The following is a 19,503-nucleotide window of genomic DNA, read 5'->3' as shown; positions in this document are numbered from 1 at the left end:
TGAAGCGCAGGACGCGGGTGGTGAGGGACATGTGCCAATACGGTTGTTTCTCCGTATAGGCACGTCGCCGTTTCCCCGTTGAAAATCACGCGATTCCTGCTTCGCTGTCTACACCAGCCTTTCATCCCCGGCCTGAAGGCCAAGGTCTTCAGGCCCAATGGCGGATAAATCTTTGGACAGTGCTTCGTGACTCGAGCTTTCGCAGTGGGCGCGGGACCCGGATAAAACTGATCGCAATACCTGTTTCCTTTAACAAACGTAGGAAACAGGATGTCTCAAGGTAACACCCCCAAACTGCATGTCGTTGACCTTTTTGCTGGTGTCGGAGGATTCCGTCTGGCGCTTGAAGGAGTTCATGGTGCGCCGTTTGACTTTACTCTTAGCTGCCAATACGAGCCATCGACACGCGTGCAGCATGCGAGCATGGTCTATCAGAAACACTGGAGTGAAGGTACGCATCTGAATGAAGACATCCAATCGGTTCTCTCATCCGAAGGGGGGCGTGCACGGGTGCGAGACGCCGAGATTGACCTCATTTGTGCGGGCTTCCCGTGTCAGGATTACTCAGTAGCAAGGCCTTTGTCACAGTCACAAGGACTCGCCGGCAAGAAAGGCGCGCTGTGGTGGTCCATTGCGCAACTTCTGCAGCAGCGCAACAATGCCAATCGACCCGCAAAGTACTTGATGCTCGAAAACGTCGACCGTCTGATTTCGAGCCCTGTTGGTAGTCGAGGTAGAGATTTTGCAGTCATTCTGTCAACGCTCAGGGCGCTGGGCTACGCGGCCGAATGGCGTGTCCTCAATTCAGCCGAATATGGGCATGCGCAACGTCGCAAGCGAATTTATATCGTCGCCTACCATGAGACTACGGGAATCTATCGAAGGTTGTGCGGTGCAGCGTCGGAGATAGGGAAAACACCGCTCACGCAAACTTTGTTGTACAACGCGTTCCCGTGTACCTTGACGAACCCTCTGGACGCAGTGCAGGCCGCGTTATCGGTTCTCCCGGAACCACTGAACGAACAGTTGGCGTATCGGTCTCTTTCGAACGGGCGCTCGCGCTTCGGCAATATTGGTCTGATGCTCGGTGGGGATGTTTATACGTGCACGGCGAAGGCTGCTGTCATCAAGGACTTCACGCTTTTCTCAGGACGACCAGAGGCGTTGACGCTGGGCGATATCGTCCGGCAGACCGGCCTTGTCCCATCCGAGTTCTACATCAGGCCGGAAGAGGAGGCTCGTTGGCTTCAGGCAAAAGCGGCAAAATCGACTCCGCGCGATGCGAATGGCTTCCAATACAACTATTCGGAGGGTGCGATGGCATTCCCCGATGCGCTTGACCGACCGAGCCGTACAATCATCACCTCAGAAGGCGGGACCACTCCGTCGCGAACGAAACATGCAATCCGCGATGCGTCTGGACGCCTCAGACGTCTCACGCCGGAGGAACTGGAAAGTCTCAACGGATTCCCCCGCGCCTTCACGGAACTCGAAGGTATCAGTGACGTTACACGCGCACGGTTGATGGGAAATGCGTTGGTGGTCCCCATGATTCGCCGTATCGGCGAAGCTCTGTTTGCCGAGCATCAGAGGTGCATCGAGGCCTCACTTCCGGCGGACATCATGTCCTAAGCAAGGTCGGGAACTCCGTGAGTGCTTGTGCCGAGCCGGCGCATTCCATCCGGGGCCGAGAAGTGACATCTGTTCTCGGCTCACTGGTAAGCGTTTGAAATGGACGGTCGTCCACAACGTGTCACCGTTCGGTGCGCGTCGGCCGTCGAGACTGTTCGACAGCGGCCTTGACTAGCCATTTAAGCCACAAACTGCGACTACCTTGCGCCGCTGTGTGCTGGTGAAACGGCGTCGCATCAGGGAGCGGCGAGCTGCGTGTAGGTAGATTTGCGGCGCTCGGCCGGTAAAGTTGCATAGGCTATACAGTTGCTACACAACATAACAGTTGCCAGCTTCGAAACGCCCGTTCTACTATGGTCTGGCGTTGTTCCGTAGCATGCCGACAACGAATGCGCCTCTATTTGAATCAAAGGCTTGCGTCCTGCGCATGGAGAAATGAATGCTTCGGATTACGGTGGAGCTCTGGCCCGGGGGGCGGCAAAGCGGCAAACGTCTTGTTGCGAGCGGCGACATCTGCAGGATTCGCTCGGGAGAACTGGCGGATTACGAGGTGCGCCTGCAAGAAGAACTACTCGGTGATGTCGGTGACATAGCACACGTATGTAGTTATCCGCGATGGTCCGCCTCGGTGTGGCACTTGGTAGCGCGCGGCGTCTCTGCCGCGTTAAATGACGGCAAAGAGGAGCTCCCGCAGCGCCCGACGCTGCCCGTTGTGACCGTGCATGTGCGCGATGATGGCGTGCGATATGTGCTGCTAGATGAAATACCAGAGCCCGCACGAACCTTCCTCAGGCACAACCTCGCCGGGTCCGCAATTCCCGGACACGGCCGCGCATATGCGCATGACTGGGCAGATTTTTTACTCGGCTATCGCTAATGCCTGACCTGGCTCAACGCGTGAAGGACACGGCGACTTTTGGGACGTGTGCGTCGCGGGGATGTATTCGTACCGGTGGCTGTCGCACGCTGTCATCGGAAAACGGTCGGTCTGTCGGGATAGTCAGCTCGACCATCCGGTATATCTGGCGAACGACCTTCATGCCCACACGAATGCAGCCGACGCCAGCGAAGAACTTAATGGCGTCCATTGTCGCGTCGCTGCATCACTTGGGGAGCGCACCAAATTTGCTAAGCGGCCGCTCGAAGAATGCGGGCGGCTTGGTCGATTTCATCCTTGCGCTTAAGCTCGTGCAAGGTGATGCCGCGCTGGTCCTTCCAATCAAGCCAGCCGTTGCACGCAGTCCCACAGACGACTGCGGAGGCCCCGCTCGGTGACGTGAACAAGACGTCCTGGTCAAAGACCAAGACGCCATCCTGGATTGAGATTTTCTTTTGCTGTAACAATTCATCGCGCAGCCTCGCGAACGAATGACTTTGAAATCCCTTCCCGATTTCAGCTTTGCCAATCGAACCGCGTAGCACCACGAATCCCTCGTCCGTATAGTAGCCTGATGCGGCAGTGTTTGAGCGCTTGCAGAACAGCAGTGCCTGGGCCTTCTCGACCGACTCGCGGTTGCCGAGCCGCTCAAACAACGGTACGCCTAACGAAGCAACGAGCGTGCGACCGGTATCGAAAATCTCGAGGCAGTCGGCGGCCAGCGGAGCAGGTGCGTGTGGTCTGGTGCCACCGTTGCAGTTGTCCGTGCGATACCGGCCGGCGTTTTTCGCTTCCTGAATCAGGAGATTCTCAAGGAACAGCGCATGCGTTTGGGTAAGGCTCTCCGTTCGAGTTGAGAGCACGAGCGCACGTTGCCAGAAGTCCTTTTCGTTATTGTGTGCCGCGAGCCGCTTCCGTAGGTCACCGCTTTGCCCAATGTAGGCGAGATTTCCCGAGCCGTCGTCAGCCTCTCCGACGAGAATATACAGAGAGAGGCGTTCGCTTTCGCGCATTTCGAGGAATTCCGAGATGCGGCTTCTCGGGACATCGATGGCTTGCACGATACGGGTGGTAATTTCGGCGACGCGAATGCCGCGTGGATCGCCGCTCGGGAGAAAAATCTGAATCGTCTGCGGTCTGAAGGTCATTGTTCTAACAGTGTTCGTCTGGTTCGTCTTGGGCCCGCTCGCGCGGACTGGGGCATTGGAAGGTTGTCGCGCGCTAGTGAAGAGCCGGCGACAGCGAAGTCGTTAATCGTCCTCAGCCTCAACGGCGTCGAAGGGCCGGTCAACGATGAATGCGTGGCTGGTCACGATGGCTTCCTGCATCAACTCGGTCATGAACGGGCGACCTTTCTTGGCGGCAAGCTGTGCCTCGACGAGTTCGAGCGCAGCACGCGGCCCCATCGCTTTGTCCGCAATCAGGTCTTTAGCCCGCTCGACTTCGCCGCGAGCCACAAGCTGAAGGGTTAGGTATTTGAAGGGATTTTTACGTTTGGCGGGAGGGGCGGCGAGCAAAATCTCTGCGTTCAGCTCGTCCCGAAAGCGGAAGTCGAGAATACGGTCAATCCGGTCGACGAGGATTTCGTAAGCGTTTTCTTCAACGAACGAGAGAGAGTTTTTGAATCCCGGAGCATAGCTCTCAAGTGCACGCAAAACGGTCGCACGATCCAGTGCGCGCCAGAAGACAAGTTGTGGCTTGTACGACGCCTCGAGCGCGAGCTGCACCAGACGAGGATTGATGAAGGAGGCGGGAATTTCGCAAACCTTCAAATATGAGATCACGTCACTGATTACAGACTGCTGAATTTTAATCGTGTGGTTATCGTTTCTGCGTTCCATATTGATGAATATTTTAAATGGCTAATCAGGATTGTCGGCGCGCGACATGGGTTGATTGAGAAGATATTATGTCAATTTGCTTTGTGCAACGTATAAGTTGAATTTGTATAAATGATTATATTTTTCTCGAAAAAATCCATTTATTTATATTTCGCGTGTCCGCAACAGAAGGCGGAAGGCAGTGCCGGTTTGCGATTGCACCGAGTCGGACGTGAGATGTATTCGATAGTCAATTGACTGATAGGGGGCGCTCGGCGGTCTCATGAAGTAGCCATCTGGCTCGTCGCGCGGCATCGAACTGGGCAGTTGTCGCATTGGTTCACATGCGCTTGGGTTCGTTGCGTCAACGTGGTCGGCTAACGGAATAAATACAGCTTCTACACGAGCTTTCGACAAAGAAGGCTCGTGTGATGTGTTTTGCTGATTCGCAATTTCTTTCCGGCTTGCAAAAGACGTCCTCCGAGGAAGGACTGTTAGCACCAGCGAATGTCAATGTCCCTACGTGCGGCGAATTGTTTGCCGGCTGTGGAGGGATGGCGATTGGTCTCGAGCAAGCCGGGTTCCGACATGAATGGATGGTTGAGTTCAATCCTGTCGCCTGCCAGACCCTTCGCAGCCGCTTTCATGGTTCTTGGTATGAACAGCCTCTGTCAGTAATTGAAGCGGACGTTCGGACCGTCGATTGGAGCCGGATGGACGCAGTCGACATCGTCGCCGGCGGTCCGCCGTGCCAACCATTCTCGAGGGGCGGACGCGCGGGCGGGGAGAATGACCCCCGCGATATGTGGCCCGAAGCCCTCCGGGCAGTTAGGGAGATTCGGCCGCGCGGCTTTTTGTTCGAGAACGTCAAGGGCCTGCTTAGACCTGCTTTTGGCGAGTATCTCGCACGCATACTCAGTGACCTAAGACGCGGTGGTGAGACTGAATCCAATGCACCGGACAGGTATGAAGTGGCTGTAATTTCAGTCAACGCAGCAGACTACGGTGCCGCCCAGAAGCGGGAGCGAGTGCTCATTGCCGGCGTTCGCGCAGACTGTGGCGTGCTGACTCCTTTTCCTCGTCGAACCCATAGTGTCGAACGCCTAGTTTGGGAAAAATGGGTCTCCGGACAGTACTGGGAGAAGCACGGTATGCTGCGGCCGGATTGCGGCCCAACATCGCGGGTTGAACTGGCCGTTCTTCATAAACTGGAGCGAACGGGCCTCGAGCCGCGAGAGCTTCCTTGGCTGACCTGCCGCGATGCCTTCGTTGGGCTAGGTGAGCCGACAGGTGGGACCAGCATTTCATTGCACGAATTTCGCACAGGCGCAAGGATTTATCCCGGCCATGAAGGAAGCCCCATTGACGAACCAGCCAAAGCGGTCAAAGCCGGAAGTCATGGAGTACCGGGTGGCGAGAATATGCTAGTCGACTGTACCGGTGCGCCTCGGTACTTTACGGTGCGTGAGGTCGCCCGGCTACAGGGCATGCCGGATACGTTCGAGCCTGCGGGCTCCTGGAGTCAGGCCATGCGGCAGCTCGGCAATGCGGTGCCTGCACAACTGGCAGTGGTTGCTGGCCGGTGCATTCAGGAGTGCATTCACGCCTGATTCGCCAGCATACTTAAAGGGCATTGACGAGTGGAATCGTAGTTTTGGAATTGACGTCCTCCCCGCCCTCAGCCTGCGGCTGCCGCGCAACGCGCGGAAAGGGCGGGGATTCCTACTGCTAGACGGCGACGTCCCGCCGCGAGAATGTTCTCTGCCGCATTGATGTCGCGATGATGATACGTGCCACACTCGAGGCAGGCCCATTCCCTTATTCCAAGACCTTCCAGACCCCTCGGGCCCGTGCGCCTGTTACAGCAGCTGCAAGTCTGGGTTGAGTATTTTTCATCGACCTCATCGAACCATACGCCCGCGTCATCGCTCTTGTATTGCAGCATGGTCCGGAACAGGCTCCAGCCTGCGTCGAGCACGGATTTCGCCATCCGTGTCCTTGCAAGCGCTGAAGCGTTCACGTTGCCGACGAAGATGGCGCCGTACTCCTGTACGAGCGCCGTGGAAAGCTTGTGCAACTGGTCTTTCCGTGAGTTTTTAATCTTTGCGTGAAGCGCACGTACCCGTGCCTTCTTGCGGGCGCGTTGCGCCTTTGTGACCTCTTTCTCGAAGTTACGGTAGTGCCTCTCGAGGGTTATGACATGGCCGCCGCTGGTCGCCGTGAAGTCCTTCAGGCCCAGGTCAATTCCGACCGGCTTCCCGATCTCACCGGCCGCCGGCCTGGGCGTCTTCTCGACCTTGATGGTCACGTTCAGGTACCAGCGACCACGTGCGTCCTCGCTGAGGTTCCCGGCACCGAGCTCATACTTCGACAGGCCGTAGCTGTCCCACAGCGAGAGCGCCTTGCCGGCGAAGAATACCTGCCCAATCCGGTAGCGCAAGGCACTGGCCTTGAACGGGATCCAGCCCAGCGAGCGACGGGAGCCGAACGCCAAGACACATTGCCAGAGCCGACGACTGCGATATCATCCAGGATGATGACCTTTGCATGCAAATTTCCGACGCTGGTCATTTGAACCCCGCCATCCAGATACCTTTCAAGGCTCTTTGCATCCGTACGGCCGCTCGATATTGCGGAATCTGATGCATCTACTATTAGCAAGTCATCCTGACCGCGGGGGAGTAGGCTATCTTCGGTTGCATATGCGACGGCAGCGCGCCGACGACTGGCTGTCGATGCAATCTCTTGGATAGTTGGCCAGAGGTCGTTGCTTACAAATTGGATCATTTTTTTGTTTCTCCGCGTTTGTAGCTACCATTGTGCGTATTCAGGTTATCTTAGCGTACCGTACATGCCGCGCTACAGAATCATGCGGTTCTAGATTCGGTTCGCTGCCAGCCGGCCTTGTTCACCGGTATGTGCGGCGACCGTGCAGCAACCGCAATGCGAGTAAACGGGAGGTGCAGGTTGCTCGCAAGGATTCGATTCGTAATCGACCGAGACAAGCTGTTGAAATCAGAAGTCGGAGAAGAACATTAAGACTGCGTGGGAAATGGCAGCTGAGGCGCAAGGCACGACCGATTCGGAGCGTGTCTTGGCTCGGCTCGCCCGCAAGGCGTTTCTGAGTCTTTGGAGCTATGCGAACGTGTACAGCGACGAAGGGCAGCGGGGAGGCAAGGGGGACGGCAAGGAGCTGACGGACCTGCTGGTGGTCTTCGGCAATGACGTGTTGCTGTTCTCCGACAAGCACTGCGCATTTCAGTCGGCGGAGCGTATCGGGGTTGCCTGGCAGCGGTGGTACAAGCGGGCTATCGAGAAGTCAGCGAAGCAGCTTGCAGGGGCCGAAAATTTCCTGCGCCGGTTCCCGAATCGCGTGTTCGTTGACAAGGCATGTCAGACGAGGTTGCCTGTCGCTCTTCCTGGGCCAAGTGAAGCCCGCTATTTTCTGGTTGCCGTCACACGAGGTGGGCATGAGGCTGCGGCCCGGTACTTCGGCGGCGGCAGCAGCGGCAGCGTGATGCTCAATAGCATGCTTGAGGGCCAAGAGCATTACCAACACCCATTCGAAGTAGGTTTCCCGCTAAAGGGACGTCGTTTTGTCCACGTCCTCGATGAAGTGACGGTAGATGCGCTATTGGACGAACTTGACACTGTTCCTGACCTTGTCGACTACCTAGCCTGTAAGGAGCGCTATTTCAGTACCAACGGCGTTCTTATGCACGTTGCTGGTGAGGAAGAGTTGCTGGCTCGCTACATGTGCACGCTGGATAACGGACGCCACGCCTTGCCCGAGGTGCCGCCCGGCACTGATTCAGTCACCATCCTAGAGGGGGATTGGCGATTCTATCAGTTGAGCCCTCAACGAGCGGCCAAGCGTGATGCTGACCAGGGCAGCTACATGTGGGACGCGCTCATAGAGTACCAGGCGTCTTTCGTTCGCGCGGGGACAGCGATTGGTCTCCCCGAGACGCCACCGGCGACCATCGACCACGAGCGAATTCTGCGGGCTCTCGCGGCAGAGTCGCGATTGGCAAGGCGCGAGCTTGCAATGAACTTTCGCTTCGCGCTCTCGAAGAGCGAGCCCGGAAAGAAGTTCGCGCGCGTCACCCTGAGCGGCGACAACATGTCTCGCGCGTATGTGTTTCTGACCGCTCCCAAGCCGCCGGATGTAACCTACCAGGCTTACAGAGAGATGCGGACGGCCACATTGTTTGCCTATTGCCACGGCGTCAAAACGCGCTTTCCACACGTGACCGAAGCGGTTGGCATTGCATCTGAGCCATTCTCCGAGAAGGTGGCTTCTCATGACTTCCTGTACGTCGATCTTACTGGACCGATGAGCCCCGAGGAGTCCGCTATTTGGAAGGGCGCGATGGAGGAACTCGATGTGCTTCAAACGCCGGCCACGGATGTTCTGTACTTCGGTAAGAAAGCTCACGAGTTCCCGATGCCTTTCCAGTTTGGCGGTCCGAAATTCTATGACTTCGAATCAGGCTCCCCGATGAATCGGGCGGCACGACGCAGGATGGCGCAAGAGGCTCGAAAAGAGGACAAGAAGAGGAAAAAGCAGAAGCGTTAGGTGATGCCCTCAGCAAACGCTGGTATGTGACAGTGCAGCCGGGTGTGGTCGTCGCTTGGGAATCAAGTGCCGAAGACACTGCACGCCGCCTGGAAAGACACACTTCTGCTTTGAGGTCCTCCCCGCCCTCAGCCTGCGGCTGCCGCGCAAGGCGCAGGTCGGACGGGGATTCCTACTGCTAGACGGCGACATCCCGCCGCGCAAATGTTCTCTGCCGCATTGATGTCGCGATGATGATACGCGCCACACTCGAGGCAGGCCCACTCTCTCGTTCCAAGACCTTCCAGGCCGTTCGGGCCGGTGCGCCTGTTACACCGGCTGCAGGTCCGGGTTGAATAGGCTTCATCGACCTCATCGAACCATACGCTTACGACATCGCTCTTGTATTGCAGCATGGTCCGGAACAGGCTCCAGCCCGCGTCGAGCACGGACTCGGCCATCCGTATTCTCGTGAGTGCCGAAGCGTTCTCGTTGCCGATGAAGATGGCGCCGTACTCCTCGACGAGCGCCGTGGAAAGGTTGTGCAACTGGTCTTTCCGTGAATTCTTGACCTTTGCGTGGAGCGCCCGTACGCGTTCCGTCTTCCGGGCGCGTTGCGCAACCAATGGTTTTCATGGCGGTAGGGGGGGCAACGCTGCAATGCGCGTCACAGCGATTCTTGCATATAGGATACAGTTTGGCTGTCGGCTGTTTTCGGGCCACGGGAAGGTACGGGGTCGTGCTGGGTTCATTTCCTCGTCCTCAACGCCGATTTTGATTTGGTCTTGCTGACGGGGTGGGGTGGCTAGCCGGCCGGACGGATCAGTAGGGGCGGCTCCTGATGAATTATTTCGGGGCAAAACAACAGGGTGGCCACACCGTGTTCGGATGATCGGCCTAGTACATTTTGCCAATACGCGGAGTGGGGCGAGTGTCAAAAGAAAACGCCGAACGAATTCACAAGATTGTGCAGCGTATCCGGAAGCGCGGAGCGGTCACGATTGAGGAGCTGATGCTCGACCTCGAGGTGTCGCGGGCGACGCTGAAAAGGGACTTCGATGTTCTGCGGGATCGCCTCGGCTGCCCCCTCGAATGGGATACGCACAAACGTGGGTATGTAATCAAGGATGCCCAACTGCCGGGTGGTGGTCCGTTCGAGCTCCCGGGCCTCTGGTTCAGTTCATCTGAGGTTCTCGCGCTGCTCACGATGCTACATCTTCTGCAGGGCGTGCAGCCTGGCCTGCTTGAAGAGCACATCGGGCCGCTCCGGGCGCGTCTTCGCGAGATGCTCGGCCAAGGTGCGTACTCTGCTAAATCAATCGACCGGCGAGTCAAGCTCATCCACTTCGCGAGCCGAAAGGTGGACGCCCGAAATTTTCAGCTACTGGCTAGTGCCGTTCTTGACCGGAAGCGCCTTTGCATCCGGTACTGGAATCGGGAAAAGCATGAAGTGAGTGAACGTGAGATTTCGCCGATCCAACTCGTGCACTACCGGGAAAACTGGCTGCTGGACGCGTGGTGTCATATGCGCGCTGCCCTCAGGTCATTTTCGTTGGAGTCGATTGAGTCGGCGTATGTCGTTGACAAAGCTGCAATCGAGGTTGACGAGTCGGCGATGGCGGAGCATTTCCAGGGAGGGTACGGAATCTTCGCCGGGAAGGCGGAGCATACCGCGACACTGAAATTTACCGCTCAACGGGCGCAGTGGGTGTCACAGGAAGTGTGGCACGAAAACCAGACCAGCATGTGGCTGGACGACGGTAGCTACCTGCTGGAGGTGCCGTATTCTAGCGACCAGGAGCTCTTGATGGACCTCCTTCGCCACGGCGATCAGGTTGAAGTGCTCGGGCCACCCGAACTCCGGAACAGGATGCACGCGATTTTGTGCGCCGCAGCAGAAAAATACCGTACGGACGCGAGTTAGTGGCTCAGTCCGTGAGCTACTAGCCTCGATACCATGTCTTTCACGCTGGGACAGGCCTGGCAGGGAGATACGGATGCGAATCAATTTTGCGCACCTGCGTGAGCGTGCACAGAACGGCGGATGGATTAACTTTGCTGTATTTGATGCCCGCTCGAGCTCAGGTTCTGAGTCGGACAACGCAATCCTCCTGTCGCAGTTGACTGCTCAGGCTCGCGCCAATTCATTAAAGATCGATCAATCTGCGCTGGCTTATTCTTCGGGCAGTAAAGTCATGTTCTATGGCAACCCTTCGCTGGTCGAATTCCTGTCGAAAAGTGGTCTTCCGCGCTGGACTCACCACATGGATGTCTAACCCGATTTGGGAGCTCAGCAATGGCAAAAAATCCACCAATTGGTGACAACGCGCGCCGTGGAGCGGTTCGTGGCAGGTCACAGGTGTTCAACCCGGTGACAGAGAACTGGACGAAGCGCGACCGAGAAACAGGGCGCTTCATGGACCAGAAGAAGGACGGCGAACCGTTCAAAGGGGTACGCAAGGAGCCGCGAAAGTAGGCACTATGGCTAGCCAAAACGGGCGCCACGCTGCGCACGGTTCACGTGCGTAGATGGGTTGGTGTCGCACATTCCAGTGGCGGTCTGTAGGAAATGCGAGGCGCGCCGTAATTGTGAATCGATTTCTTGCAGCTGTGATTCAGGACGTGCCGTTCATGAGGTTATGCTGGCCGCTTTGATTAACGATGCAACGCTACAGGGGCTGTGGCAGAGCGCCGAGTGCGGCATTGGCCGGTGTGTGCCGATCTACAAGGTGACGCAAAAGACATCCTGTGTTGCGTACCGCTGACTGTTCGAGTTCTTACTGCGAGCAGATAATCGGCATAGAAGTCCAGATGCATGTGCCGTTGTGTGAGCAATCAGGCCGATTGTTATGCAACACTTCCGGTCTGGGACCTCCGGTCAGTTTCCAACCTCTGTGCGAACAGGTTTCAGTATGGATGTAGTTCTTTCGGATGCAACTAACGACCCGGTACCTGAAAGCGTGAACGAATCGCTACTGGCGGGTCCGTTGGACCTCGGCCGGCAGACACGGAACCTGCTGCTTGCACGTCCGTTGCACGAACTGGCGGCAAAGGTCCGTCGTGCAGATTATGGCGATGGTGAATTCCAGGATATCGACACCCATTATCTAGCGCTGGCGATGTTCGATTTCATCATGGAAGGCAGCGTGTTCGGGCTGGGGCGGTTACGAGAGGAAGTGACCAGCTACCTCGCTGAGGTTGTCCGCCAGATGAAACCAGCGCTGGGTGAAGACCGTTGCAATCAGCTTGCACTGGAAATCCTCAACAGTCTGCATAACACCGACAACCGAAACGAACAGTTTGACTTTCCATACTACGACGTCGCTTCTGCGACCACGCGCAGCTACCGGTTCAGCCTGCTAACTTTTGAACGCCAGGACGACAACCAGTACAAGTATCGACTGACAGAGGCGGCCATTCTGCTTTACGTCGGGCAGCTGGACATCGGCGCGGAGCAGATGCAGACCTTGCTTGACCGGATGACGGCCGAACTGGTCAAGCGTGGGCGGGTCAACGAGGCGCTCGACGTGTCACGGCAGGCGTACCTGCAGGCAGTCAGGTATCAGGACAGCATCCGGACGCGTCTTGACCGCGCGCAACGGGTGCCGGACGCCATCTCATGGAAACAGGACCTTGAGCCGTTCATCGAAGAGTCCCGGGAACATATCGACGAGCGGGGCAAGGAAGAGCGTTCGCTCCTTGGGCTGGTGAAGGAAAAGATTAACAACACGTCGGACCGCATCACGCGAGAACGGCTCGTGCGGCTATGCGAGACGGTGGAGCGCGAGGCAGACATCCATCTGCACCTGTTGCGGCTCGTCGCCCAAGCAGGTGAAAAGTACCTCGAAGCAAGCCGTACCATGTTTCGCGCGCGTCAGCGCCATCGACTTCCGGATATGGAGGACCGCGTACTTCCCCAGTTGCTGAAGCTGCCGCAGGCGAGTCTAACGCAGGTGGCCCAGCGGGGCTGGCACGTGCTGTTGCCCCCGAATGTCGAGCGGGTGTTTAACCTGCGGCAGGTCATCGAACTGCTCACGGAACCTCAGGCCGAGCCGCCGGTGAGGTCGGACGATCCTGACATCATCAAGCCGATTCCAGAAGAAGTTCCGCACTTCGGGCCCGAGGTTGTCCGCGAAGGCAACCGATACCTGAAGCTGACGTTTGGGGCAGGGCGACCCGTATTTATTGACGAGGTGCTGGAGAAGGCTGAAGCCGATGGTCTTGACGCCGTCGTGCGCGACTATCTCGTCTTCATGATGTACCAGTCATTTTCTCGGGAAGAGGACATCTTCGGGGTCGATGCCCAACCTCAGGGGCGCTTCAACCTTCCGCGAGTAGAAGGGTCCAGACTACTTTTCACGCCACGGGATACGCATGACGAACAGTGAATTTTCGCCGGACGCCTACGCTGCGGCCCTGCTCATCAACAAGGGTTTGCAACCCCGCCTCACGCCTGTCAACGACAGGGACTATCGCTCCATTCTCGCGCTGTACGATGCGACGCCGGCATTTCGCGCACTGCTACAGGATGTGGCGGCAGGTCTCGGCCTTTCGGTTCTTTCGGTCACCCGTGATGGGGCATTTTTTGCACCGGACAGCCCGGATAGTATCTTTGCGTTTCGGCTCGGCGACATGCCGGGTTTGCCTAACGCGGAAAGCCGGGCACTGGCGGTGTTGATTCACGTCGCAATTGGTGCGCTGTTTTACCCGACGGCGGAAAAGCTCAACGACGAGACCTATAACGCGCCGCCCGTTAGCGAGGCCATGGCGCTCTCGTCGCTCAAGTCGATCTGCACAGAACTCGCCGCACGTGAAGACCGTGCGCAACTCGAAGGCATTCCAAAGGAGCTTGAACCTGGTTGGCAGAGCGTTCTCGTCAAGCCGGAATCTCGGCCGGAACAGCAGCGCCGCAATAGCTATACGCTCGAAGGGCTGGTTTCAACCGTTTTCAAGCAATTGCGTGAGAAGGGGCTGCTCAGCCAGTTGCCTGGACCCGGTGAGGTACTGTACACAGCCAACCGCCGGTACACCGTTCAGCTGCGCGAAGTGCTCGTAGAGCGAATCTTTGCAATCGGTCGCGAGGTTGTTTCGGACGAGAGGGGAGATAATGTATAAGGTCACGCGTATTTTTATGGGTTCTGTGGGACACGTCCTTGCGTGGTACCCGGGCATCGACGTGCCGCTGACCGACCTTGACGGTCGCCCGACACATACAATTTTCAACCTTATCAATCAGGGCGGGAAAAGTACGTTCCTGTCGATGTTCTTCACCATCTTCGATCCAGACAAGAGCCGCTTCCTGCAGCACCTGCGAAACAATGCGCAGCGCTTTGAACAGTATTTTGACAAGGACGGACAGCCAGGGCTTGTCGCCGTCGAATGGATGATGCCTGGCGACCTTGCATCCGAGCGCAAGCTTGTGACTGGCCTGATTGTGGTCATGAAAAAATCGGGCGAGCTTTTCGAACCGGACAGGTTTTTCTTTGCTTTTGAAAATGCCCCGGGGCTAAGCTACGACGACCTTCCGACTGAGCAGTTGGGTGACGGAGCAAACGGCCCGCTTTCGAGCCGCGAGGATGCCTTGCGATGGCTTCAGCAGATGGAAACGCAACACGAAGGAAACTTCCAGCGTTTCAGCAACCAGAATGAATGGCGTGCGTGTCTTGAGAGTCGTGGCATTGACGTCGAGATGCTGCGCCGTCAGGTCGAGTTCAACCGCACAGAAGGCGGCATGGGTGAGGCGTTCCTTGATTTCAGGACGGAGTACGACTTCATTCGGAAGTTCATGACACTTACGCTGAATCCTCAAACAGCAGAGCAGACACACGCCACCATCTCGACGCTCTGCAAGCGAATGGGTCGACGTCCGAAACTCATTGAAGCGCAGAAGCAGCTTGAACGTTTCTCTCAGCTTTTCGACCCGTTTGCGCGAGCCGCCGGAGAATTTCATGAAGCGCAGAAGGCGCTCACAGAGATAGAGACAGCCGTTTCCCACGCGTATGCGACGTTTGGTTACCATGCCGCAGCAAGTATGCGGTCGGCTGAAGTCGCCAAACGGAATGTTCTTGAATTTCGAGCCGAGGCCCGTAAGGCAGAACAGCTCTGGAAGGAAAATGAGGGTATGGCTGAGGCCTATCAGCACACCTACATGCGACGGATGAAGGTGGTGGCCGAGGCCAGGGAGACAACAGCGACGGCAGTGATGGGCGCGCTTTCCCACGAGGAAAAGCTGCTCTATGCAGCGCAGCTGCGAGCAGAGATAAACGAGTGCTTGGCAAGGGTTGATTCAATTCAGCATAACATTGACCAGGTGACGAGCAAACAGATTGCACCTCTGAAGATGCAACGTGACCGGCAGGCGACTTTACTTCATTACCTGGTCGAGCTTGAACTGGAGGAAACTGCCCAAAAGGTCGAGGGGCTTGAAAAGCGCTTGGACGAACTCGGTGATGCCCGGGACGACGTGAAGCGGGAGAGCGCCGAGCTTAGGACGCAACGCGAAGCGGCGCTAAAAGAACTGAATCAGGTCAATGGCTTGATGGAGGGCGCGCAGAAATCGCTTAAGCGACTTCGCGAGTCGGGTGTTATCCAGGAATTCGAAACCTGCGACGACGCAAAGACGCGTCTAACTTCTTCGCTCGATGAGATGCTTGCCCGGGTTGAGGACCTGGAGCGTCAGGTGGAAGATGCTCAGGGTTCCGTGGTCGAGTTGAACGGACGTCGCTCGCATCGTGAGGCTGAGCTCAAGGTCAATGGGCACAAGATTGACGTCCTTCGGGACAAAATCGCTACCGGCGATGCCCAGCGCGAGAGGCTTTCCCATACGCAAGTCCTGTGTCGCGCGGCCGGTGCGGAAGTGGCGGACGTTGATTCGGAGGTGCTCCCGTCGCGCCTGCGTGAATTTATCCGCAATGCGATGGACGACCTTGCAACCAAGCAGCTCAGGGTAGCCCGGTTGAGCGAGGATAAAGACAGCATCCTTGAGACCCAGCTGGCGGGCCGGGACCCTGATGTGTCAGCTGTCGTTCAGTTCCTTGCGAGTGCGGGCGTCAAAGGTGCTCGGGCTTTTCCCCAATATCTGGCTGAGGTGTTGCCAGACGCGACGGCAGCACGCGACACGGTTCTGAGCAATCCCGCACGCTTTCTGGGCGTCACGGTACCCGTTGAGGGGATTGAACAGGCGCAAGCCGCAATCGAAAATTCGGCACTCAAGCTCATTCGACCTGTTGTGGTATCTGCGTATGCGGTAGACCCCGAGCTCGCACAACAGGGTCAGTTTACCGTTCCCAGTGGTGACGATAGCGCCTACAACCATGTGGCTGCCCGTCGGCGTGCGCAAACGCTGGAGGCGGAAATCACTGTGGCCGCAGGTAAGCAGAAGGACGCTTTCCAGTTGTATGAAGATGGTCGGTCGGCGCTGAAGGACCTCGACGCCTACAGCCGAAGCTTCGGCAATGGTCAGCTTGATGCGCTCAAGGCCGACGAGGAGCGGCTGCTCGAGAGCAATGAGGCGTTGAGAACGGAAATTGAGGGCGTCGGTGCGCAGCTGGAAGCAACACGTCAACGATTGCTTGTGCTGGGGGCGCAGAAAAAGGACGCCGAAGGCAAGATTGGCAATCTGAGGTCGGAGTTAAACAGTCTGCAGGACCATCTCAGCCTCTATGAAGCTTTTATCCCAGAGTGGGAAGCTACCCAGGCACGAGCGACGACCGAGGCACAGCGGTGCGAGGCGGCAGTGGCAAACCTGGATACCCAGTCCGATGTCCTTGAAAAACAGCGCCAGGACACATGGAACAGGAAAAACAATCTGCAAATGCATATTGACCGGTGGCGCCCGATCCTTGAAACCCTCGTTCCTCTGCTTGATCTCTCCGTCAATGCGCAGGCTGAGCTTGCTGCCAATCCTCGGACTCTTGCTGCTGTCCAAGTTGACTACGATCAAGCATACATCGCAGTCGAATCGGCTGAGCGTGAGACCACGGGAGCGCTTACGTTGGAGCTCAATTCTGCCAAGCGGGATGCGACCGGCAAGGAGGCCGAGTATGGCAGACGATACCCCGAAGCCAGCTTTGCGCGTGAAGCCGTCGAGGCTTTAATCAACAAGGATATTCCGACGCTGTTTGCCGAGTTGGGGCAAAGACAGGCAGTCGCGGCTGACGAGGAACGGGACGCCATCCAGCAGGCGTCGAACACTCGCGCCGACTATAGCGTGTTTGTCCGGCAACGAAAGCACGCGGAAATCATCATTGTCGGTATCGAGACGCTGGATGCGGAAACGCTTGATGTTCGGGGCCGGGAACACGCGGACCTGGCGAACAGTCAGAAAGCCGCTTCTGCGAGCGCAAACGAAATGGCGAGCGAATCTGAGACTGAGGAGCGCAAGTTCAATCAGCTTGCGGCCGATTTCGAGCAGCAGCGTGAAGTGGTTCGGGCACTTGATATCGACCTGTCCGGCGGCCTTGTCGTTCCAGAGTTGCTTCAGGAGCCTGGCAAAGCCCGCGCGTTTGTGCGGGAGCACGAGCTTAAGCTGCGACAGACGCGCGGCAGTCTCACAGCGGCTCGCACACAATGTGGGAATCTTCACGAGAAGATTGCATCACTCGCCCGTGACGAGGAGTTTGCCAAGGTCGATGTCGAACTCGCAATGATTCTCCGGGAGAACACTGTTGAAGCAACCATCAACGACTACCAGCGACTGGCGCGCGCGGCGCAGAACAGACGGGATACCATCGACAACGAGGTCGCGAGTATGGAAGGGGACATGGTGCGCGGCACTGATGCGCTCCTCGCTCTGACGACCGATGGCTTGCGTATTCTCACCCGCGCGGCCGATACACTCAGGCTTCCCGATTCGGTGCCCGTTTACGGCGGCAAGGCAGTCATCAAGATGAACGGCTCTGTCGGCCGTCTCACAAGCGACCAACGGCGCGAGGCATTGTCCATCTACATGGACGAGCTTTGCAAGGATGGAAACATTCCGGAATCGGGCGCTGCGCTCACCGCTGCGTGTATTCATCGCCTCGCGCCGAACCGGCGCCTGGACATGAAAGTACTTAAACTCGTTTCTCTGGAAACACAGCAGTACGTGCCGGTTGACGGTCTTTCGAACTCTGGTGCGGAGAAGATATCGATGGCGCTGTTCCTATATTTCATTATCGCCAAACTGCGGTATGAGCAGCGTGCCGACGGCCGGCTCTCCGAAGGCGGAGTCCTGGTTTTGGACAACCCATTTTCGACAGCGACGGCGCGCAGTATCTGGGAGAGCATCATCGGGCTTGCTGACGCGATGAGAATCCAGCTACTGCTCGTGACGGGCATCAAGGAATACGACGTGTTGTCTGTGTTCAAGCGGTTCGTGCGGCTGAAGAAAATCGGCCATAACACGACCAAAGGGCGTATTCATGTCGGCATTGTCGACTATCAGTTCAAGCCTGGTTCAGAAGTTGACTGGGATCAGGAGGCGGTGAATGCTTGAACGATATTCGGCGTGGTTGCGCAACCAGTGCAAGACAGTTGTTGAGCAGAAACAACTGGTTGCCGGATATGTGCAGGTGTTTCCGGAATTTCGTGCGGACGGGAATCTGCGCGTCAGGGTCAAGGAAGCTCTTGATGAGCTCGCTCAGTCCGGCGTTGTACGCCTGCCAGTCGGCAAGGGTGGGTGGGACGTGTACGGCGCGCCCCGCCTTCCGCTGTGGGTCAGTGTCGTGCGCGAGAAGGTGGTGAAACCGGACTACAGTGGCGTCAACTGGCTTCCGGAGTTGTCGTTCGCGACGAAAGTGCTTCGCGGCGCTCAACTGGAAAAGCTGAAAGTCCTCAATCAGTTTCTGATCGAAAACCGTAGGAGTCTGATGGTCGTGGTGCCTTATCGGGAACGGGCGCTTGAAATATTTGGCGACGAGAAGGCGTTTGATGGAGCTGTAAAGGGCGACATGCTCTACGGCAAGATTCCGCTTTCGGTTATCTGCGCATGCAATCCTGAGCCACCTCTAGCCCGCGAGGATTTTGATGGGGCGCACGGGCCGTTGCTCGTTCTGGAAAATCACCACACATTCTGGTCGATGCTGCAGTGGAACCGGGTGGCCTTACGATACCGTTCTATTGGTTATGGAAGCGGAAACACGATTCTCAAGTCTGCAAGAGCGATTCTCGACGCGATCGAGCGCAGCGGTGCTACATACGCCGAATATTTTGGCGACCTTGATCCGGCAGGCGTCAATATTGCCGCGACCCTGAGCAAGAGTCTTCAGGCAGCAGGCGGCACGGGACTCAAACCTGCCACCACCTTCTACCAGTGGATGCTGCGGAACGGTCTTCGCAAACAGTTGGGGGAGGACAAGCGGGCGCTGGTCGAGACGTCCATTGACTGGTTCGAACCGCCTCTCGGGGAAGACGTCCGACTCCTATTCGCGGACCAGAAATGGATAGCACAGGAAAGCCTGTCACTGAAAGTGCTGCACACTCAGGACTTCGCCTATTGTCAGGACTTGGACCCTTTCTCGCAGCTCTGAAGTATCTGAAGCGACCGACCACGCTTACCGTGAGTCGGCCGTTGTCGAGCGGCAATGTCTGCGGATCATACGTGCTTCACGCTTGAACGTGCATTGGCAACCATGACT

Annotated in this window: 15 protein-coding genes; 11 read left to right on the top strand and 4 right to left on the bottom strand. The window is 57.1% G+C overall.

Features of this window, described 5'->3' with window-relative positions:
* The first annotated feature begins 270 nt into the window (after nt 1-270).
* Nucleotides 271-1,632 carry a DNA (cytosine-5-)-methyltransferase gene (gene dcm, locus E1956_RS35140; protein ID WP_134758006.1) on the top strand — a complete coding sequence of 454 codons (1,362 nt, stop codon included), beginning with the start codon at nt 271-273 and terminating at the stop codon, nt 1,630-1,632.
* A gap of 439 nt (nt 1,633-2,071) precedes the next feature.
* Nucleotides 2,072-2,509 (top strand): hypothetical protein, encoded by a 438-nt coding sequence (locus tag E1956_RS35135; protein ID WP_134758005.1) that lies wholly within the window; start codon nt 2,072-2,074, stop codon nt 2,507-2,509.
* Between the two features lie 251 nt (nt 2,510-2,760).
* Here the strand turns inward: E1956_RS35135 and E1956_RS35130 are convergent, their stop codons facing one another.
* Both E1956_RS35130 and E1956_RS35125 read right to left on the bottom strand, forming a co-directional pair.
* Nucleotides 2,761-3,657: a GIY-YIG nuclease family protein gene (locus tag E1956_RS35130; protein ID WP_134758004.1), complete on the bottom strand. Its 897-nt coding sequence runs from the start codon at nt 3,655-3,657 to the stop codon at nt 2,761-2,763.
* Between the two features lie 102 nt (nt 3,658-3,759).
* Nucleotides 3,760-4,350, bottom strand: a complete 591-nt coding sequence (locus tag E1956_RS35125; RefSeq protein WP_134758003.1) for a hypothetical protein — start codon at nt 4,348-4,350, stop codon at nt 3,760-3,762.
* A gap of 410 nt (nt 4,351-4,760) precedes the next feature.
* Between E1956_RS35125 and E1956_RS35120 the strand changes: the two genes are divergently transcribed.
* The gene (locus E1956_RS35120) at nt 4,761-5,939 is read left to right on the top strand and encodes a DNA cytosine methyltransferase (protein WP_134759506.1); all 1,179 of its coding nucleotides are present in this window, start codon (nt 4,761-4,763) and stop codon (nt 5,937-5,939) included.
* A gap of 68 nt (nt 5,940-6,007) precedes the next feature.
* On the opposite strand, the gene E1956_RS35115 is transcribed toward E1956_RS35120, so the two are convergent.
* The gene (locus E1956_RS35115; protein WP_232072299.1) at nt 6,008-6,823 is read right to left on the bottom strand and encodes an RNA-guided endonuclease InsQ/TnpB family protein; all 816 of its coding nucleotides are present in this window, start codon (nt 6,821-6,823) and stop codon (nt 6,008-6,010) included.
* A 600-nt stretch (nt 6,824-7,423) separates the two neighbouring features.
* On the opposite strand from E1956_RS35115, the gene E1956_RS35110 reads away from it, so the two are divergent.
* Nucleotides 7,424-8,908: a hypothetical protein gene (locus E1956_RS35110; RefSeq protein ID WP_197733007.1), complete on the top strand. Its 1,485-nt coding sequence runs from the start codon at nt 7,424-7,426 to the stop codon at nt 8,906-8,908.
* Nucleotides 8,909-9,036: 128 nt separating this feature from the next.
* Here E1956_RS35110 and E1956_RS35105 read toward each other — a convergent pair whose 3' ends face one another.
* Nucleotides 9,037-9,513 carry an RNA-guided endonuclease InsQ/TnpB family protein gene (locus E1956_RS35105; RefSeq protein WP_232072297.1) on the bottom strand — a complete coding sequence of 159 codons (477 nt, stop codon included), beginning with the start codon at nt 9,511-9,513 and terminating at the stop codon, nt 9,037-9,039.
* 305 nt (nt 9,514-9,818) lie between these two features.
* On the opposite strand from E1956_RS35105, the gene E1956_RS35100 reads away from it, so the two are divergent.
* The 7 genes from E1956_RS35100 (at nt 9,819) to E1956_RS35070 (ending at nt 19,395) form a co-directional block, all read left to right on the top strand.
* Complete coding sequence (locus E1956_RS35100) at nt 9,819-10,811, top strand: helix-turn-helix transcriptional regulator (protein ID WP_232072295.1); 993 nt, start codon at nt 9,819-9,821, stop codon at nt 10,809-10,811.
* A 73-nt stretch (nt 10,812-10,884) separates the two neighbouring features.
* The gene (locus E1956_RS35095; protein WP_167760225.1) at nt 10,885-11,163 is read left to right on the top strand and encodes a hypothetical protein; all 279 of its coding nucleotides are present in this window, start codon (nt 10,885-10,887) and stop codon (nt 11,161-11,163) included.
* Between the two features lie 20 nt (nt 11,164-11,183).
* Nucleotides 11,184-11,363 carry a hypothetical protein gene (locus E1956_RS35090; protein ID WP_134758000.1) on the top strand — a complete coding sequence of 60 codons (180 nt, stop codon included), beginning with the start codon at nt 11,184-11,186 and terminating at the stop codon, nt 11,361-11,363.
* Between the two features lie 436 nt (nt 11,364-11,799).
* Entirely contained in the window at nt 11,800-13,275 is a 1,476-nt protein-coding gene (locus E1956_RS35085; protein ID WP_134757999.1) for a hypothetical protein, read from the top strand.
* Nucleotides 13,262-14,002 carry a hypothetical protein gene (locus tag E1956_RS35080; protein ID WP_134757998.1) on the top strand — a complete coding sequence of 247 codons (741 nt, stop codon included), beginning with the start codon at nt 13,262-13,264 and terminating at the stop codon, nt 14,000-14,002. The genes E1956_RS35085 and E1956_RS35080 overlap by 14 nt, the downstream gene beginning before the upstream one ends.
* Nucleotides 13,995-18,362: a coiled-coil domain-containing protein gene (locus E1956_RS35075; protein ID WP_134757997.1), complete on the top strand. Its 4,368-nt coding sequence runs from the start codon at nt 13,995-13,997 to the stop codon at nt 18,360-18,362. Before E1956_RS35080 ends, E1956_RS35075 begins: the two co-directional genes overlap by 8 nt.
* Nucleotides 18,355-19,395 (top strand): hypothetical protein, encoded by a 1,041-nt coding sequence (locus E1956_RS35070; RefSeq protein ID WP_134757996.1) that lies wholly within the window; start codon nt 18,355-18,357, stop codon nt 19,393-19,395. Before E1956_RS35075 ends, E1956_RS35070 begins: the two co-directional genes overlap by 8 nt.
* The last annotated feature ends 108 nt before the right edge of the window (nt 19,396-19,503 follow it).

This window comes from Paraburkholderia pallida (assembly GCF_004524855.1).
In the GTDB taxonomy this organism is placed as follows: domain Bacteria; phylum Pseudomonadota; class Gammaproteobacteria; order Burkholderiales; family Burkholderiaceae; genus Paraburkholderia; species Paraburkholderia oxyphila.
Note: the sequence above shows the minus strand (reverse complement) of the source record. Positions and strands in the feature narration are given on the sequence as shown.

What these genes read in the sequence shown, in the direction of transcription:
- dcm (WP_134758006.1), top strand. Translation starts at nt 271, where the DNA reads ATGTCTCAAGGTAACACCCCCAAACTGCATGTCGTTGACCTTTTTGCT.
- E1956_RS35135 (WP_134758005.1), top strand. Translation starts at nt 2,072, where the DNA reads ATGCTTCGGATTACGGTGGAGCTCTGGCCCGGGGGGCGGCAAAGCGGC.
- E1956_RS35130 (WP_134758004.1), bottom strand. Translation starts at nt 3,657, where the DNA reads ATGACCTTCAGACCGCAGACGATTCAGATTTTTCTCCCGAGCGGCGAT.
- E1956_RS35125 (WP_134758003.1), bottom strand. Translation starts at nt 4,350, where the DNA reads ATGGAACGCAGAAACGATAACCACACGATTAAAATTCAGCAGTCTGTA.
- E1956_RS35120 (WP_134759506.1), top strand. Translation starts at nt 4,761, where the DNA reads ATGTGTTTTGCTGATTCGCAATTTCTTTCCGGCTTGCAAAAGACGTCC.
- E1956_RS35095 (WP_167760225.1), top strand. Translation starts at nt 10,885, where the DNA reads ATGCGAATCAATTTTGCGCACCTGCGTGAGCGTGCACAGAACGGCGGA.
- E1956_RS35090 (WP_134758000.1), top strand. Translation starts at nt 11,184, where the DNA reads ATGGCAAAAAATCCACCAATTGGTGACAACGCGCGCCGTGGAGCGGTT.
- E1956_RS35085 (WP_134757999.1), top strand. Translation starts at nt 11,800, where the DNA reads ATGGATGTAGTTCTTTCGGATGCAACTAACGACCCGGTACCTGAAAGC.
- E1956_RS35080 (WP_134757998.1), top strand. Translation starts at nt 13,262, where the DNA reads ATGACGAACAGTGAATTTTCGCCGGACGCCTACGCTGCGGCCCTGCTC.
- E1956_RS35075 (WP_134757997.1), top strand. Translation starts at nt 13,995, where the DNA reads ATGTATAAGGTCACGCGTATTTTTATGGGTTCTGTGGGACACGTCCTT.
- E1956_RS35070 (WP_134757996.1), top strand. Translation starts at nt 18,355, where the DNA reads ATGCTTGAACGATATTCGGCGTGGTTGCGCAACCAGTGCAAGACAGTT.